Raw genomic sequence first — 15,799 nt, forward strand, 5'->3', positions numbered from 1 at the left:
GCGGCCAGGATCAACCGGCTCGCTTCACGATGAGGTCGTCAAAGGTGGCGGTGACGGGCGTCACCGTGGCCGTCGACCCCAGATAGAAGGCCAGGCCGACGGCACCGGCCGTCTGCAGGGCGGCGGTGGAGTCCGTCGCCGTGGTCTGCCACGCCGCCGGTTCCACAGACCCGAGGGCCCAGATCTTGGCGCGAATGGTGGTCGGTGCCGACCCGGTTACCTGCAGGCGGAGTTGCATCGCGCTGCCGGTTGTGTAGGTCAGGCCGGCGACGTTCTGCGCTTTCAGGCTCGTGGCGCCGCGCATGAGCTGCAGCTGCAGCACCCCGGTCGATAGATTCTTTATGCGTACCCGGTAGTCGTCGGTGCCGACCCGGCGACCGATCAGCGAGGTGTATGCACCGGATCCGGTCGCATCCTGCTGAAGGGTCGTGGTGACGAGCAGGTCGGTGTCGAGCAGGGAGACGCCGGAGAGATAGGCGTTGACGGTGGCGCCGGCCGAGGCCTTGAGTCGGCCGACACCGCCGCTCACCGAGTAGTTCGCTGCGGTACCGGTGGTGGTCCAGGTTCCCCCGGTATCGGCGGCGCCCAGCCCGGTCGCCACGGTGCGGGTGAACGCGTCAGTAGCGAGTGGGGTGTTCGGATCCACGTTCGGCACCACGACCGTCTGCACGATCTGCCCGGTCGCGGTCGAGTTGTCGGTGACCGTGAGAGTCACGTCGTAGCTGCCAGCGGCCGCGTAGGAGTGAGTCGCGCTTGCGCCGGTACCGGTGCTCCCATCGCCGAAGTCCCAGCTGTACCCGGTGACGGTCCCGTCGCTGTCAACGGAGGCGGAGGCATCCGTCGTCACTGTCAACGGTGATGCCTGGTAGCTGAACGCGGCGGTCGGCGCTACGTTGGCTGCCGGGTCTGAAGCCTGCACCGTACGGGTCGTGACCGTGCTGGCTCCCGAGTTGTCGGTGACCGTGAGGGTGACCGGGTAACTGCCGGCGGTCGCGTAGGAGTGTGTTGCGGTGACGCCGGTCGCGGTGCTGTCATCGCCGAAATTCCAGGCGTAACTCGTGATGGTGCCGTCGGAATCGGTGGATCCGGTGGCGTCGACGCTCAGGTCACGATTGGCGATGGCGCTGCTGAACGAAGCCGTCGGTGCCACGTTGGCGGGGGGGCCGGATCGGCCGACCGAATTGTGCCTGGCGATGGCGCCGGCGCTGAGGGCTGTGTTGTAGACGGCGACCTCGTCGATGTCGGCGGCGATGTAGTCACTGGCCGGCCGGCTGGTCCACCCGCTGAGATTGTCGCCCCCGATGCGCCAGTAGCCCTGGATCGGGGCTGCCGAAGTCGTGTCGGCACGTTGTGCCACGAGAGCGCCATCGACGTACAGGGACATGCCGGCGGCCCCGACCGATGCCACAACGTGATGCCACTGGCCGTCGTTGTAGGACGCGGTCGTGTTGACGGTGCGGAGCACTCCGGGCTTCACCCCGAACCAGAGGCGGCCGGCGTTGTCCATGTAGACCTGGCGGTCGTAGGCGGTGGATGCTCCGCTCGCCGCACTCCCGAGTCCGATGATCTTTCCGCCACGGGTCGTGGTGGTCTTCACCCAGGCTTCCACGGCAAAGGCGCCCCGCGGGGTTTCGAACGCTGATGAGGCGGCGGTTCCGGCGGAAGTGCCACTGAATCGCGAGGCCGTTCCCGAGTCGGCGGCGAGCGCGCCCTCGACGTTTCGAGTGACTCCGGTTCCTGTTGTCGCGTTGGAGCCGGCAGCCCAGTCATAGGCGGTCGTGCCGGTTGGTTCGCCGAGCGGCCAGTACGACGAGGGCGAGTCGCTCTGCACGGTCTGGGCATAGGCGTTGTACTCGCCGGAGCCAGAAACGGTCACGCTCGCGGGATTGCCGGTTTTCACATTGCCGAAGGAATCCTGCACCCGCACGCGGTAGTCGTAGGTCTGGCCCGGCGTCAGCCCACTGTCGGTGAATCCCATGGCCGGTCGAGACCAATCGGTCGAGAGGCCCTTCACCGTGCCCACGGCGACACCATCACGCAGTACCTCGTAGGTGAGCTGTTCGTTGTCCCGGTCGAAAGCGGCTTTCCAGCCGATGCGGGCGGTGCCGGCCGACAGCGAGTCGGCGGTGGGTACGAAAGCGGATGCGGCGAAGGCCGCGTTCGCCACGCGCGGACCTTCCTTGTTCGGGGCAATAGCCTTGTTCGCGAAGCGCACGAGGCCCTGTTGTCCCTTGTTGTTGACGTTGGTGAACTCGCCACCATAGAGCAGGTATTGACTGTTGGCGGTGACGTTCCACGGCCCCTGGCCCTGGCCGGTGAACTTTCCGGAATTGATCTCGGGGTAGAAGGTCAACAGGCTCGGGCTCGGCTGGCCGGTGAAGCTGACGTAGCTGCCAACCGCGTTGGGGGTGAGCGTGCTCGTGGCCGCCATCGAAAAAGTCAGGGTGCGGTGGTAGGAACGCGGGCTGGTCTCGACCGGGCCGCCGAGGTTGCCGAGATTGCCGCAGTAGTGCGGGTGACCCGTCGTGTAAACGGCACCCGCGACCGGAACGGCGGAATAGGTATCTCCGTGGCAGTCTTCCAGCCAGATGATCGAACCGTCGCTCCAGTTTGCCCGAAAGGTGCCCTCGAAGTTCGCCCCGCTGCCATAGTCGTAACCGGTGCCGAAGGCGCCCTCGGCCGAGGAGCTGAGGCTGGTGATGCCCCCGTTGACGCCACCGTTGCGAACCACGGTGTTCACGGCCCAGGGCAGCGACGCACCGGTGATCGAATCTGTCGCGGCCATTCCGTAGCCGGGAGCGTTACCGCCATTGTAGGAGGTGAAGGAGCCACCGATGAGGACCTTCGCACCGTCGGGCGAAACCGCCAAGGCGTTGACCGATCCGCCGGCCGGGGTGCCGGTCCAATCGCGAATGGCCCCGTTGGAGGCGGCGAACGCGGCCATTTGATTGCGGGAGGCCCCACTCGCCGAGGTGAACACGCCCCCCACATAGACGGTGTCAGCGAAAGTGGCCAGCGATTTCACCGAGGCGTTGACGGTCGGCGCCCAGGACGAAATGAGCGACCCGCTAGCAGTGTCGAAGGCGGCGAGGCGGTACCGGGCCACCCCGCCGACGGTGGTGAAAGCCCCGCCGGCATAGAGCCGGGAGCCGTCGGGGGAAGCCACGAGCGACCGAACGGCGCCGTTGAGGTCAGGATTGAAGCTCGCGACCAGCACACCGGTGCTGAGGTTGTAGGCGAGCAGGTTGTTGCGCACGACCTCGTTGACTCCGGCGGCCGAGCCGGCCGGCCGCGCCCTGGTGAACTCGCCGCCGGCGTACACGGTGTTACCCACGATGACCTGAGACCAGACGACGCCGTTGATCTGGGCCGTGGGGAGCGCGTCGGCCGCGAAGGTCACGGGAGTGCCGGCATCCACTGGGGCCGTGTCAGCCTGCGCGGCGAACGGTACCGTCAGAACCCCGGCGATGACGGCCAGGATGGTCAGCAGGCTGAGCCAGCCTGCACGCAGCGACCGAGCAGCCCGCGATCGGGTCGGCTCTCGAAATGACGCCGTGGGCGGGGTGATGTGCAGGCGGAACACGGGGAGAAGTCGCACGGAGATTCCTTACTCGGGACGAGGCGGAAGGGCGTCGGGTAGCCACCGCATTCTTCGGAGTATAGTGAGAATCTTTCACTGATGGATGCCCCCTGTCCGGGGTACACCGTCGTGGCGGTTTTCGGCTGGCCCGCGTCACCGCGGTGCAGCACCCTCGAACAGCACGATTGGCACACCGACCGAGTAATCCACGGCGATGCGCACCCGGTCGCGCTGGTCAGTGGGAACAGCGAAAACGAACATCCCTTGCTGGGTTGCGCCCGGCGCGACGGCCTCCGGGAAGGGCGCGCCGCCCGAAGCGGTCAATTCAGTCGCCGGGCTCTGGTCGGCACCGAAGAACAGGTTGACGACGGTTGCGGTGAGGTTGACGGTATCGGCCGTGTCGTTGCGCACCGTCACGGTGAAACGCAGCGAGGGCCCGCCCACCTCTCCCGGTCCGCGGGCCACCCCGTTGACCGCTTCCACCGCACCGACACCGAAGACCACGCCCGGCACAGCCGCGGCGGGTTCGGTGAGCGGCACTGGAGCCTGTGCGGCAGGCGGGGCCAGCTCGCCCGCGGCGGATTCGGGCGGCGCCGGCGGAGCGACCGGCGCGGGCGTGGTGGCCGTCGGAGGAGCCGAGGGTTCCGCGCCTGGCGTGGCGGGCGTTGCTCCGGTTGACCGTGGGCTCGACGTGGAAGTCTCGCTGGTTCCTGCCGCGTCCGGGGATGTGCCGTTGGAGGCCGCGACCCCCGCGACGACGAGAACGACCACGACCACGGCGAGGGCAGCGGATGCGAGGATCCCCCAGAAGCGCCGCCGACTGGGAACTCCCTGACCCGCGGTTGGGCCGGTGGCGTCCGGGGCGGGGTGGCGCACTGACATGGTAAAACTCCAGGTTGCTTGGCTGGTCGGGATCGGGAAAGAATCGTGCTTCGGAAAAAATTGGTGCGCTATAAATACCGTGCAGCCATTAATACACGGGGTTCACCCTCATTCCTAGGGGGCAGGCGAACCCCGTACGGGGCATCCGCTCACGCTGTACAGTGTGCAAAACCGACACCGACACCGAGCGGCATTCAATCACGATGCGATCAACGAGGCGAGACAGATGAAGATTGCCATCCTGCACGGCAGCAACGATGCCTACGGTGCCTCCAAGGTGCTCTGTCAGGAAGTGGAATGCCTGGTCGGCCTGGGGCACGAAGTACTGGTCGTGGTTCCGCACACCGGCCCGTTAGCCACCGACCTGGCCCAATTCGGGAGAGCAGTGTCGGTGGTCGTCGACCCGACATTGGTGGTATTGCGCCGGAGCAAATTGACCGATCTGCTGCACCCGCTCACCCTGCGCCACGACGTGGCCCGTGCTGACGTCGTCGTGTTGTGGACCCTGGCCCTGAGCGCGTACATTCCCCTGCTGCGGTTGCGACGCCGCCGGTTCTACGTCTCCGTACACGAACTACTGCTCGGTCGCGTCGGCGGGCTGCTGGTTCGAACCTTGCTGGCATCCGGCGACTTCCCGGTGTGTGCGTGCAGTGAAGCCACCGCCGCCTGGTTGCGCGACCATGGCGTTGGTCGGGATCGACTGACGGTCACGTCTCCGGTGTTCGCTGCCGTCGAGGCGGTGCCTGATCGTTTTGTGCATGACCCGCTGACGTTGGCCGTCGTCGGGCGGGTCAATGGAAACAAGGGGCACCTGGAAGTCGCCACGGCCTTGCAATCGCCGGCCCTGTCCGGTGCGGGGTGGCGGCTCCTGCTGTTCGGCGCACCCTACCCCGGCCAGGACGAAGCTTTGCGGGCCGTGCAGGCGCTGGTGCACAGCGATCCCCGCATCGAATACCGCGGGGAAGCCGCTTCGGTGGCGGCCATTGCCGAGGAGATCGATGCCGTGGCTTGTTTTCCGTCGACACCGGAACCGTTCGGGCTGGTGCCGATCGAGGCCTGGCGGGTCGGCGTGCGTTCGGTCGGCTTCGCGGACGGGGGCGCGGGGGAAGTTCTTCCCGTCGTCGGGGGTCTCGGAGTGCGCCGCACCGACCGCCCCGACCGCGACATCACCGCCGCGCTCCTCGGCCTCGCTGTGGCACTGAAGGCACGCTCCCCCCTGCCGAAGCCGGCAGAGGTCAACCCGCTGTTCTCCCAGGGTCGCCGCCGCAACCTCATCACGCAGGTCATCGCTCGCAGCTGACCCAGCCACCAACGCGAATCTGAGGCAACTACCCGGGTGTCGGATGGTTGCCTCAGATTTGAGCCTGCGCGGGCGATCGCCGCGAGTGCTGACCGCCCTAGTCGGCCGGCACCTCGGGGATCGGCGCCGGGGCGTCATCCGGCAGCGGCTTGAGGCCCGGGTCCGGATTCACCTCCGGCACCGGTGGTGCCTCCGGGGCTGGCGCGATATCCGGCGTCAACGGCGTCTCGGGGGCCTCCGCCGGGGCGTTCGGGGTGACATTTTCGGTGGGAGCCTCCTTGGCCACCGCACCGGTCGCTCTAATGCTGGCCGATGACCCGGTCACGGCATTGCCAAAGGGATCAGTGGCCCGCACCTGGTAGGTGTAGGTTGTGCCGCCGGATCGCCCGGTGTCGGTCCAGCTGATGGTGGGCCTCTTCCAGTCCGTCGACAGCCCGGTTTGCGTGCGCACCACGACACCGTTGCGCAGCACCTGATAGGTGAGCTGCTCGTTGTCGCGGTCGTAGTTCGACTTCCAGGTGACTTTAACGGCGTTCGCACTCGGGGTGCTGAGTGTGGGCTGAAAGCCGGTGCCCGTTGCCTTGGGCCCCTCCTTGTCGGGAGCGATAGACGACACGGCGAACCTGGTGAGTCCCTGCTGCCGTTTGTTGTTCACGATCGTGAACTCACCCCCGTAGAGCACATACTGCGAGTTGGCTGCCACATTCCACGGCCCTTGGCCCTGACCGGTGTACGTGCCGGTGTTAATGTCGGGATAGAAGGCCAATAGCGTGGGGCAGGGCCGGCCTGCAAAGTTGAAGTAGCTGCCGCCCGTGACGTTTCGCGTGATGGTGCAGGTGGCGGCCTTGCTGAAGGTCAGCGTTCGGTGATAGCTGCGCGGGTTCGTCTCCGGGAATCCGCCGATGTTGCCGCAGAAGTGAGCATGAGCGGTGGTATACACGACGTCACCGACCGGAACTGCTGAGTAGGTGTCGCCGTGACAGTCTTCGATCCAGACGGTGTTGCCGCTGCTCCAACTGGCCCGGAAGGTGCCTTCGAACATGGCGCCCGAGCCAAAGTCATAGCCGGTGCCGTACACACCGTCGGCGTCGGAGGTGAGCGAAAGAATGGCCCCGTTGGGGCCGGCGTTCTTGATCAGTTTGCCGATATTCCAGGTCACTGCGCCGCCGGTGCTCGAGTTGGTGGCGGCCATACCGTAGCCGGGGGTGGTGGCCCCGTTGTAGGAGGTGAACGAACCGCCGATGACGACCCGGTCGCCGTTCGGTGAGATCGTCAGCGCATTGACGGCGCCGTCAGGAATGGTGCCCTTCCACGCTCCCACGGTGCCGGTGGAAGCACTAAACGACGCTGCCTTCTGACGGCTCTGCCCGCTTGTCGACGTGAAGCTTCCGCCGGCGTACACCGTACTTCCGTACGCCCCCAAGGCGCGGACCGTGCCGTTCGCGGTCGGCGTCCAGTCGGTTAGCAGAGCCCCGGTCGACGTGCTGAACGCAGCGAGTCGGGTGCGGGTAACTCCGCCGACGCTGCTGAAGCCACCCCCGACATATATGCGCGATCCGTCCGGAGATGCTGTTATTGCTCGTACGACCCCGTTCAGGCTGGGGTTGAACGATGTCATCACCCCGGTTGACAGGTTGTAGGCCATGAGGTTGTTGCGTGACACCTCGCTGGTTCCCGCAGACGCCCCCGCTGGCCGAGCCCTGGTGAATTCGCCACCGACGTAGACGGTGTCTCCGACGATCAGCTGCGACCACACGACGCCGTTGATTTGAGCCGTGGGCAAGGCATCCGCTGCAACGGTGGTGGGAGTGGATGAGCTGGGAGGCGACGTGTCAGCCTGGGCCGCTCCCGTCCCGATGAATAAAGCACCGGCAAGTGCAGCCGCGGCGACAATGGCTGTCACGGGAGAACGGAAACGCCACAACATAGAAGGGCCCTATCTCTGGGGCGGTGACCTCGGACAGCCCACGCAGTTGTGGAATTATACTCAGTTTACCGTTTGCCCCAACCCTCGGCAGCGAAGTCGCCGCGATGCGATTGACGGCGGTCGAACGTCGTTCGCTGCACTCCTAGCCACCGTGCCGAATAAACGTTAGGATTCCTCACTACCTCCCCCACCCTCTCCCACCCGAATTCTGCCGTGCTCGCGTGGCAGCCTGAGAGAAAAGAAAATTGAGCACCCGATGGCCACAGAGCAGCCCGTCCCCCCTTTTGGCACCGACGGAGCCAGCCCCCTGCGCATCGGCTACGCCGCCGGCGGGTTCGATCTCTTTCACGTGGGGCACCTGAATATTCTCAAGCACGCCAAAAGCCAGTGTGATTACCTGATCGCCGGCGTCGTCTCCGATGAGATGCTCGAATTGACCAAGGGTGTCACGCCGGTGGTCCCGCTGTTCGAACGCCTCGAGATCGTGCGGCACATCTCCTTCGTGGATGAGGCCGTCGCCGAAGTCGTCGAAGACAAGATGGAGACCTGGCGCCAGCTGCGGTTCGACGTGTTTTTCAAGGGCGACGACTGGCGCGGAACACCCCGAGGCACCCGTCTGGAGCGTGAGTTTGCCGGAGTCGGGGTGGACGTCGTCTATTTTCCGTACACCGTCAACACCTCCAGCACGATGCTGCGCCGCGCGCTTGACGCGCTGACGCGACCGGATGCCGCCTCACGCTGGCAGTCCCAGGCGATCGAGGGCACGTCGTAGCCTGCCCTGTGTCGTTTCAGCACAATTAGGGGCGGATTCTCGTGCACGAGAATCCGCCCCTCTGCCGTTAGGTCCGAGTCTGCTACCCGGGGTGCACCTCCACGAGGGTGTCGTCGGGCGTGTAATAGTTGTGCGACATCTTCACCTTGGTTGACGAGGGGGCAATCACCGCGCAATCGTCGACCCGAGTATTGCGGCCAAAGGTGTTGTCACTGATGACCACACCCTGCAGGGGACCGTATGCTTTCTCGGCGAGGTTGATCGAGCATCCGCCGCCGTCGGCGATGTTGTTCGTAATGGTGAGATTGGACACGTCACCGCGGTCCTGGGTGACCTGCACGGAGGCATTCCACGCATCGGTCAGACGGTTGCCGTCGATGCGAATGTTCGACCCTTCCTGAATCTGAATGGAATCGTCGTGGCTCGGCGTTCCGCCCTGATTCGGGTCCCGGTCGTAGTGGAGGTTGTCGTGCACCCACGAGTCCAGGATCGTAACATTTCCACCGGTCAGATGGATGCCGTCGATCACACCGTGAATATTCAGGCGGGTGGCCTCGAAGTTGTAGCCGTAGATTCCCTGGACGTCTGGTGACGACTTCGAGGGAGACAACTCCGTGTCAATGATGCGCAAATTGTCGTAGCCGCCGAGATTGCCGATGAGGGCCATCGGACCGCTGAGGTCCCGGCCGCGCACAATCGAGTTCTTGATGGTGACGTTGTCGGCCTCGATCTTGACCATGCCGCGAATGTCGAGGCCGTCGATGACGGTTCCGGCCCGGGTGATCGTCAGGTCGCCGTTGTGCACCGTCAATGCCGTGCCTGCCGGTACTCCTGTGTTGCTGGCGTTCGGCGTGCCTCCCGTCGAGGGCGGCGTGGGAACGGGTGCCGGTGCGGGTGCCGGCTTCGGGGCTGGTGCCGGCGCGGGAGCCGGAGCCGGGGCGGGTGCCGGAGCCGGCGCCGGCGCCGGGACGGGGGCGGGGACCGGCACTGGAGCCGGCTGCGGTGCGGGTACCACAATCGGTTCCGGGGCGGGAGTCACCGGCGGAAATAGTTGCGCCAGGAGCCAACGTAGTTGGGCCGAGGTCAGGCCCGTTCCCGGGGTGGTTTCTGACGCGGGGGGCCCGGCGGGCTCGGCACCCCACGGAGTGATCGTGGAGTTCTCCGCTGCTTGTTGTGCGGCCTCGGCGGGGGCGATTCCGATGAATGCGCCGGTCAGTCCGAGCGCTACAGCGGCAACGGCCGTCGTGCGTCCGCGACGGAATGTGGACCGAGCTTTGTGGGGGGCGGGTAAGCCGGTCGTCTGAATCGGGTTGAGTTTCATGTATGTAATTTCGTGTCCTGCACACGTTTCGGGACGTGTTGGGCGGGGCAGCTGAAGGGAGCCGCCGGTCGTGGGTAAAGCATTCCGTATCGCCAGGAGCGGGTCAAACGGAAGGTTATGAATACCTTGAAGAACGCGCTGACGCGCGAGGCGCCAACTCGAATCAGGGGCACCGAGGGCCCCTCGCGCAGGCGCCAACGAGATGCACTGCGCGAAGGACTGGGGGCTGCCTAACCGGTGCGAACGGCGACGGTCTTGCTGTCCGGCGTGTAATAGTTACGTGCCGTGGAGATCTTCGTGGTGGTCGGCGAAATCACGGCGCAATTGAGCAGTCGGGTGTTACGGCCGAATTTGTTGTCCTGGATGACCGTACCGTGGATGGGGCCGTAAGATTTCTGGGCCACATTGATGGTGCAGGCGCCGCCGTCGGCGAAGTTGTTGGTGAAGGAGAAGTTCGAAACATCGCCGGTGTCCTGCGTGATCTGCACCCCGGCGTTGTGGGAACCGCTCAGCGTGCTGCCGTACACCTTGATGTTGCTGCCCTTCTGAATCTGAATGGAGTCATCATGGCTGGGTTTTCCGCCCTGGTTCGGGTCGCTCACGTAGTGCAGGTTGCCGTGCAGCCAGGAGTTCGCAATCGTGACATTGCTGCCGGTAATGTGAGCAGCATCAATGACGCCGTGGATATCGACCCGGGTCAGCGTGAAGTTATAGCCGTTGATCCCGTTGATGTCGGGAGACGGCTTCGACGGATACAACTCCGAGTCGATGACCTTCAGGTCGGAACGTCCGCCGAGGTTGTTGATCAGCGCAGCGGGTGCGCTGACGCTTCGTCCGCGGATGATCGAGTTCTTGATGGTCACGTTGATCGCGTTGATCTTGACCAGACCGCGAATATCCAGGCCGCTGATGACGGTTCCGGCCCGGGTGATATTGAGATCGCCGTTGTGGACCTTCAGGGTCGTACCGGCGGGGACTCCGGTCGTGCCGGCGCCCGCGGTCGCAGCGCGAGCGATGCCAGCGATTGCGGCCTGGGCTGGAGCGGCCAGACCCGCCAGTGGAATGAGAACGGCGAGGGTAGCAGCGGCCACCAACGCTGGGGTTCGTGTGGTCGCGGTGAATCGGGCCCGCTTGCGCCCCAGACGCACGGCACCGGGCAGATCGGGGCGGTTAAGGTCGGGACGAGGCGGTTCGAGGCGATGCGCGGCAGGGCCGCGCTGGGAAGCGCCATTGTGATGCGTCGGGGTGAGAGTCAGGGGTCGGCGATAGGAACGTGAGATATGGTCGGTCATGAATTCTTTTCGGGTGGTGCACGTTCGGGTATGCGGCTGAGGCAACCGCAGGGAGTCACCGATAGTTATTCGAGTGTTACCCAAAAATGAAATTACGTCAAATTAACTTTCTGAGTCGACGAGATCACGGTCACGCTTCGGACTGCCGACCCAGGATTTGACCGGCACGGTGAAGACCCCCGGAATGGCGTGAAATTGCCGGTGCAGTGCCAGAGCGAGCATGATGGCACCGGCGCAGAGCAGTGGCGGCAAGAGGGTGGCCACTGCGGGCCCAATTTGCACGTCGAAAGCGACCAGGACGGCCGCGAGCGCTGTCATCGGAAGGGTATGCACGAGGTAGATCGGTAGGGTGCGTGATCCAAGCGCACGCACGAAGTCGAAGGCTGGCAGGCGGGCGAGTACCACGGCGACGGTGATGCCGACGACGACGGCGAGCGTGCTCAGTACCAGCAGGACGAACGGAACCCTCGTGAGAGCCAACTTTGTGGTGACGACCACCAAGCCGGCATATCCAACGCAGAAGAACACAACGTGCCACCACCGCACGAAGGGAACGAGGCGACGAACCATGGGCCCCAGATAGATCGCGGCGATGAAGAACACCAGGTACTTGCCCATCTTGTCCCACGGCGAGCCGGTGTGCAGCAGCTGACTTCCAAACAATACCGCGACGGCCGCGGTGAGCCCGATTTGCAGCAGCGGAGGCCACCGACGCATCAGCCAGGCCAGGGTGAAGAACAACGGCAGCGCGTAGATGAACCACAGGTTGGAGCTGGGTCGCACGAACAGTGTGACGAGGCTCGCCCAGGTGGCGTTGGGCGTGCCGGTCGGGCTGATCGGCGGCAGAGCGAGTATAAACAGCGTCTGCAGGGTGACCCACGCGATATAGAGATACAGGAGCAGCGATATCCGCTTACGAAACAACTGCCGGTACGCCAAGCGGATGGCCGACGCCGCCAGGATTCCCGACATGAAGAAGAACAGGGGCATGCGAAACGTGTCGAACAGCGGGTTGAGTGGGGCGAGCGCGCCCGCCAGACCGACCTCGTCGAGGTACATGATGGCGTGATAGAGCACCACCAGGGTGATCGCGATGCCCTTGGCGACGTCGATCCAGGCCTCACGGGGCGCTGTCGACGCTGCTGCCGCTGTCATGTCGGTTCCTCGCCCGGTCGGACCGGGCGAATCGAGCGCTTCCGGCGGTGATCGAACGCGGTGACGAACGGCGGCGGCTCATAGGCGTAGCGCAGAACGCTGCGTGAGGCGAACCGGTGGAGCGCGAGGGCCAGCAGCACGGCCGTGAGCGCGAGTAGGGGTGGCAGGACGGGCGCGATGACGGCGACCGGGGCGAAGAGAATCGGCAGAGAGAGTGCGAAGGAAATCAGGATGACGATGGGGGTGTGTGCCAGGTAGATCGGCAGGGTGTTCCGCCCGACCGCACCGAACCAGTGCGCACCGCGCAGGGTTCGGCTGAACGCTATGCCGCCGACGACACCGACCAGGCAGTTGAGAAAATACACGCCGAAGACGTCGCGCAGGCCCAGCAGCGTGACGGCGGCGGTGACGGCCATCCACATCAGCATGGCGGTACCGATGAGCAGCCGGTTGTCCACCGCACCGATGCGAATGATCCAGGTGCGCAGGTAGATGCCGGCCAGAAAGAAGAAGTAGTACTTGAGGGAACCCGACCAGCCAACGTTGGCCGTCTCGAGTCCGCTCAGCGCCACGATCGATACTGCACCGGACATGACGAGTTGCAGACCGGGGTTCAGCCGCCGGCTGAGTTTGGCCACCACGAAGAAGATCGACAACGCCCAGATGAACCAGAGTTCAAACCGCGGCAGGATCGGGGAGACGACGAGGCCCAGAATGGCCTGGCGCAGGCCAAAACCCTCGCCCTTCATGGTCTGCCCAAGAAGAAAGACGACTGACCCGATGACCTCCCAGAGCAGAAAAACCCAGAGGTAGAGGCGCACCTTGACCGTCCACAGGTCGCGCCACGGCTTGAGCAGCCATTTAGGGGCGAACAGCCCGGACAAAACGAAGAACAGGGGCATACGCATCGACGACAGGGCGTCGTTGATTTCTCGCCAGTAGGGAATGTCGAAACCGGCCCCGAGCAGCCAATTCGCCGAGTGGAACATGGCCACGAGCAGGATGGCGATTCCCCGACCGGTGTCTACCCAACCGATTCGTTCGATCGCCGGCCTGGTGGCGCTCATGGCCGGAACCGAGCCGGTGGGGCGCCGGGGAGCGTGGGCCGTAGCAGCGCAGCATCCGTTTCGGTCGGCACCCTGCGGGTGATGAGCAGTCCGAGAACGAGCACCAGCAGCACCGAGGAGCTGAAGAACGGGCCGAAGAACATAAACCAAACGGCCTTGACCCCGAGGTAGAGCAGCACAGCACTCGCCGTGTTGGCTGACACGTGCACGCCGACGCTGCGCACGATGAGCACGAGAATGATCACGGCGAGCAGCAGTCCGGGAATGCCGAAACTCGCCCAGAAATCGCCGATGATGGAGTGCAACTCGACGTGCCCGCCGAACATGTAATTCTCAACGTAGCCATTGTTCGGGTCGTAGTTGATCGCGGCCATTCCCGTCTTGGCCGCGAGGATGTCCTCGGGATTGGGCGCGGTACCCACGCCGAAACCCCACGGCTGATGCTGCATCAGGGCAATGGTCGCGGCGACTTCGGGACGGCCACCGAGGATGAGGGACCCGGCCTCCTCGAGCTGGGCGAGGGTGCGCTTCTGGGTTGCCTCGCCGAGGGCCCCGTCGAGGATGAGTGCCTGGATCACGTTGAAGACGATCAGGGCGAGGGCGCCGAGTCCCAACAGGGCGCGCAGCGCGGACTTGCCACGCGTGGGCCGGGTGGGGCGCATCTGCCAGACGACCAGCAGAACCGTGAGAAGCATGAACGCGAAGGTGGAGCGGGCGTCCGTGAGGGTAGCGACGACCGTCAGCAGCAACGCGACGGCCAGTTCCAGCCAGCGGCGGCGAAGCTGCAGGGTGATTCCGAGCAGCAAAATGGTCAAGGCTACGGAGTAGCCGAATCGCCACGGGTTCGCCGCGTACAATTCGCTGCTCGGCGACACGCCGAGCAGGATTCCGGCACCGTACCAGATGGCGATCTGGGAGTCAGGCAGAACCGTGCGCGCCCAGAGCACGAAGCCGACGCCGGAGAGCAGCCCGACCAGGCCGGCGATCGCGCCGAAGGCCTGGCCGAGGCTCGTGTCGTGCGTGGGTGCCGACAGCGCGGTGAGCCACAGCCCGGAGCCGATCGCGATCACTCCGGCGAGCACGAACAGTCGGGCGCCCCAATACTGGCGCAGCACCGGGAACCACACCGGAAACAGCGCGACACAGGCCAGCACTCCCACGGTCACGCCCTGATCGATCTCGAGGCGCATGGCTACGATGACCAGAACGATCACGGCGATGAATTTGTTGACGACGGGTGGAGCCTGCGCAATAAAATGGCCGGCGCGGGTGCGCGGGGGCGGCATCGGGGCGCGGCGCGCCGCGGTGCCGTCGGTGGAGCGCACCTGAAAGGACAATAGCCACCACCAACCGGGCCGCACAGGAACGATTCGGGCACCGATTCCTGTTGCGCAGCCGCATCGTGCCTAACAATAGACGGCCCTGACCAGAAGCGACAAGGGCAACACTGCTCAAAGTGAGTGATTTTCATCCCCCCAAGAAGGGGGCGCGGGCATGGGTGGTGCGGCCTGTATAGTGGCGATTTCGTGAGAGATATTCATCGTGCGACCGGAAGCAGCCTGTGGTCATGTATAGATTCGATCGGCTCGTCGCCGACCTGCGCCACGACCCGGCCGCCCTCGTGCAGCGCGCAGTGGTCCGGCTGCGGCTTGCCGCCCTGCGGTTGAGCAACCGGCTCAGCCGACGATCGGTAACCGGGTCGGGCGCCGTCGTGGTGAATTTGACCTCGTACGGCCATCGGATCGACCTGGTGTTTTATGCCCTCGAGACAATCGCCGCCGGACGAATTCGCCCCCGACGGCTTATCCTGTGGCTCGACGACGCCGCGACACTCGCGAACCCGCCGGCCACCCTCCGTCGCTTGCAGCGACGGGGTTTGGAAATTCGATCCTGCCCCAACTTCGGTCCGCACAAAAAACAGTATCCCTACGCGCTGACCGGGCCGACACTCCCCCTGGTGGCCGCCGACGACGACGTACTGTACCCGCGCAGGTGGCTGGCCGAGCTGCTCGAGGCGGCCGCGCAACATCCGCTCGACGTGACCGGTCAACGCGCCCACACGATCACCTTCGAAGGCGACCGGGTGGCACCGTATGCCCGGTGGGTCGCCGCCCGCGGCACCACCTTCAGCTTTCGAACACTCTGCACCGGCGTCTCCGGCATCTACTACCCGCTCGGACTGCTGCAGGCCCTGCGCGCCGAGGGGGACCACTTTCTGCGCGTCGCTCCGCGAGCCGACGACCTGTGGGTCTACGCGGTCGCTGTGCGGCACGGCATTCGTGCGGGCCAGGTCGGCGAGCAGCAGGCGGAGTATCCGGCGATTCCGGGTTCGCAACGCGGCACCCTCTATCGGCAGAACGTGACGGAAGGCGGCAACGACGCGCAGTTCGCGGCGTGCGTGGGCGAGCGGGAACGCGAGCGGATGCTGCGCGACGACCCCCACGATTCGGGCCCGCTGCCGGGGGTACCGCTGGGCCAGGTGGTGAGCGGCGATGGCGCTTAG

11 protein-coding genes are annotated in these 15,799 nt (G+C 65.2%); 3 read left to right on the forward strand and 8 right to left on the reverse strand.

The annotated features are described in order from the left end of the window. Positions 1 to 10: 10 nt before the first annotated feature. Together E3O25_RS05040 and E3O25_RS05045 are read right to left on the reverse strand one after the other, a co-directional pair. Positions 11 to 3,598, reverse strand: coding sequence for a PKD domain-containing protein (locus tag E3O25_RS05040; protein WP_134360605.1), 3,588 nt, complete (start codon positions 3,596 to 3,598; stop codon positions 11 to 13). A gap of 135 nt (positions 3,599 to 3,733) precedes the next feature. Continuing rightward, positions 3,734 to 4,462 carry a hypothetical protein gene (locus tag E3O25_RS05045; RefSeq protein WP_092106917.1) on the reverse strand — a complete coding sequence of 243 codons (729 nt, stop codon included), beginning with the start codon at positions 4,460 to 4,462 and terminating at the stop codon, positions 3,734 to 3,736. Positions 4,463 to 4,688: 226 nt separating this feature from the next. Here E3O25_RS05045 and E3O25_RS05050 point away from each other — a divergent pair, with 226 nt between their 5' ends. Further along, on the forward strand, positions 4,689 to 5,762 hold the full coding sequence (locus tag E3O25_RS05050; protein WP_092106915.1) for a glycosyltransferase: 1,074 nt from the start codon (positions 4,689 to 4,691) through the stop codon (positions 5,760 to 5,762). 97 nt (positions 5,763 to 5,859) lie between these two features. On the opposite strand, the gene E3O25_RS05055 is transcribed toward E3O25_RS05050, so the two are convergent. After that, the gene (locus E3O25_RS05055) at positions 5,860 to 7,665 is read right to left on the reverse strand and encodes a hypothetical protein (protein ID WP_134360606.1); all 1,806 of its coding nucleotides are present in this window, start codon (positions 7,663 to 7,665) and stop codon (positions 5,860 to 5,862) included. A 280-nt stretch (positions 7,666 to 7,945) separates the two neighbouring features. Here E3O25_RS05055 and E3O25_RS05060 point away from each other — a divergent pair, with 280 nt between their 5' ends. Continuing rightward, entirely contained in the window at positions 7,946 to 8,461 is a 516-nt protein-coding gene (locus E3O25_RS05060) for an adenylyltransferase/cytidyltransferase family protein (protein WP_134360607.1), read from the forward strand. A gap of 82 nt (positions 8,462 to 8,543) precedes the next feature. On the opposite strand, the gene E3O25_RS05065 is transcribed toward E3O25_RS05060, so the two are convergent. The 5 genes from E3O25_RS05065 to E3O25_RS05085 all read right to left on the reverse strand — a co-directional run bounded on the left by E3O25_RS05065 (position 8,544) and on the right by E3O25_RS05085 (position 14,633). Further along, entirely contained in the window at positions 8,544 to 9,782 is a 1,239-nt protein-coding gene (locus E3O25_RS05065) for a right-handed parallel beta-helix repeat-containing protein (protein WP_134360608.1), read from the reverse strand. 230 nt (positions 9,783 to 10,012) lie between these two features. Next, positions 10,013 to 11,074 carry a hypothetical protein gene (locus tag E3O25_RS05070; protein WP_134360609.1) on the reverse strand — a complete coding sequence of 354 codons (1,062 nt, stop codon included), beginning with the start codon at positions 11,072 to 11,074 and terminating at the stop codon, positions 10,013 to 10,015. A gap of 102 nt (positions 11,075 to 11,176) precedes the next feature. Then, positions 11,177 to 12,229 (reverse strand): acyltransferase family protein, encoded by a 1,053-nt coding sequence (locus tag E3O25_RS05075; protein WP_134360610.1) that lies wholly within the window; start codon positions 12,227 to 12,229, stop codon positions 11,177 to 11,179. Then, on the reverse strand, positions 12,226 to 13,296 hold the full coding sequence (locus tag E3O25_RS05080; RefSeq protein ID WP_092106903.1) for an acyltransferase family protein: 1,071 nt from the start codon (positions 13,294 to 13,296) through the stop codon (positions 12,226 to 12,228). The genes E3O25_RS05075 and E3O25_RS05080 overlap by 4 nt, the downstream gene beginning before the upstream one ends. Then, positions 13,293 to 14,633 (reverse strand): O-antigen ligase family protein, encoded by a 1,341-nt coding sequence (locus tag E3O25_RS05085; RefSeq protein WP_134360611.1) that lies wholly within the window; start codon positions 14,631 to 14,633, stop codon positions 13,293 to 13,295. The genes E3O25_RS05080 and E3O25_RS05085 overlap by 4 nt, the downstream gene beginning before the upstream one ends. Positions 14,634 to 14,863: 230 nt before the next feature. Between E3O25_RS05085 and E3O25_RS05090 the strand changes: the two genes are divergently transcribed. Continuing rightward, positions 14,864 to 15,799, forward strand: a complete 936-nt coding sequence (locus E3O25_RS05090) for a hypothetical protein (protein WP_092106899.1) — start codon at positions 14,864 to 14,866, stop codon at positions 15,797 to 15,799.

The organism is Cryobacterium sp. TMT1-3 (assembly GCF_004402315.1).
GTDB lineage: Bacteria > Actinomycetota > Actinomycetes > Actinomycetales > Microbacteriaceae > Cryobacterium > Cryobacterium luteum.

Coding starts and splice junctions, on each gene's coding strand:
- E3O25_RS05060 (WP_134360607.1), top strand. CDS start 7,946: ATGGCCACAGAGCAGCCCGTCCCCCCTTTTGGCACCGACGGAGCCAGC.
- E3O25_RS05090 (WP_092106899.1), top strand. CDS start 14,864: ATGTATAGATTCGATCGGCTCGTCGCCGACCTGCGCCACGACCCGGCC.
- E3O25_RS05070 (WP_134360609.1), bottom strand. CDS start 11,074: ATGACCGACCATATCTCACGTTCCTATCGCCGACCCCTGACTCTCACC.
- E3O25_RS05045 (WP_092106917.1), bottom strand. CDS start 4,462: ATGTCAGTGCGCCACCCCGCCCCGGACGCCACCGGCCCAACCGCGGGT.
- E3O25_RS05065 (WP_134360608.1), bottom strand. CDS start 9,782: ATGAAACTCAACCCGATTCAGACGACCGGCTTACCCGCCCCCCACAAA.
- E3O25_RS05050 (WP_092106915.1), top strand. CDS start 4,689: ATGAAGATTGCCATCCTGCACGGCAGCAACGATGCCTACGGTGCCTCC.
- E3O25_RS05075 (WP_134360610.1), bottom strand. CDS start 12,229: ATGACAGCGGCAGCAGCGTCGACAGCGCCCCGTGAGGCCTGGATCGAC.
- E3O25_RS05080 (WP_092106903.1), bottom strand. CDS start 13,296: ATGAGCGCCACCAGGCCGGCGATCGAACGAATCGGTTGGGTAGACACC.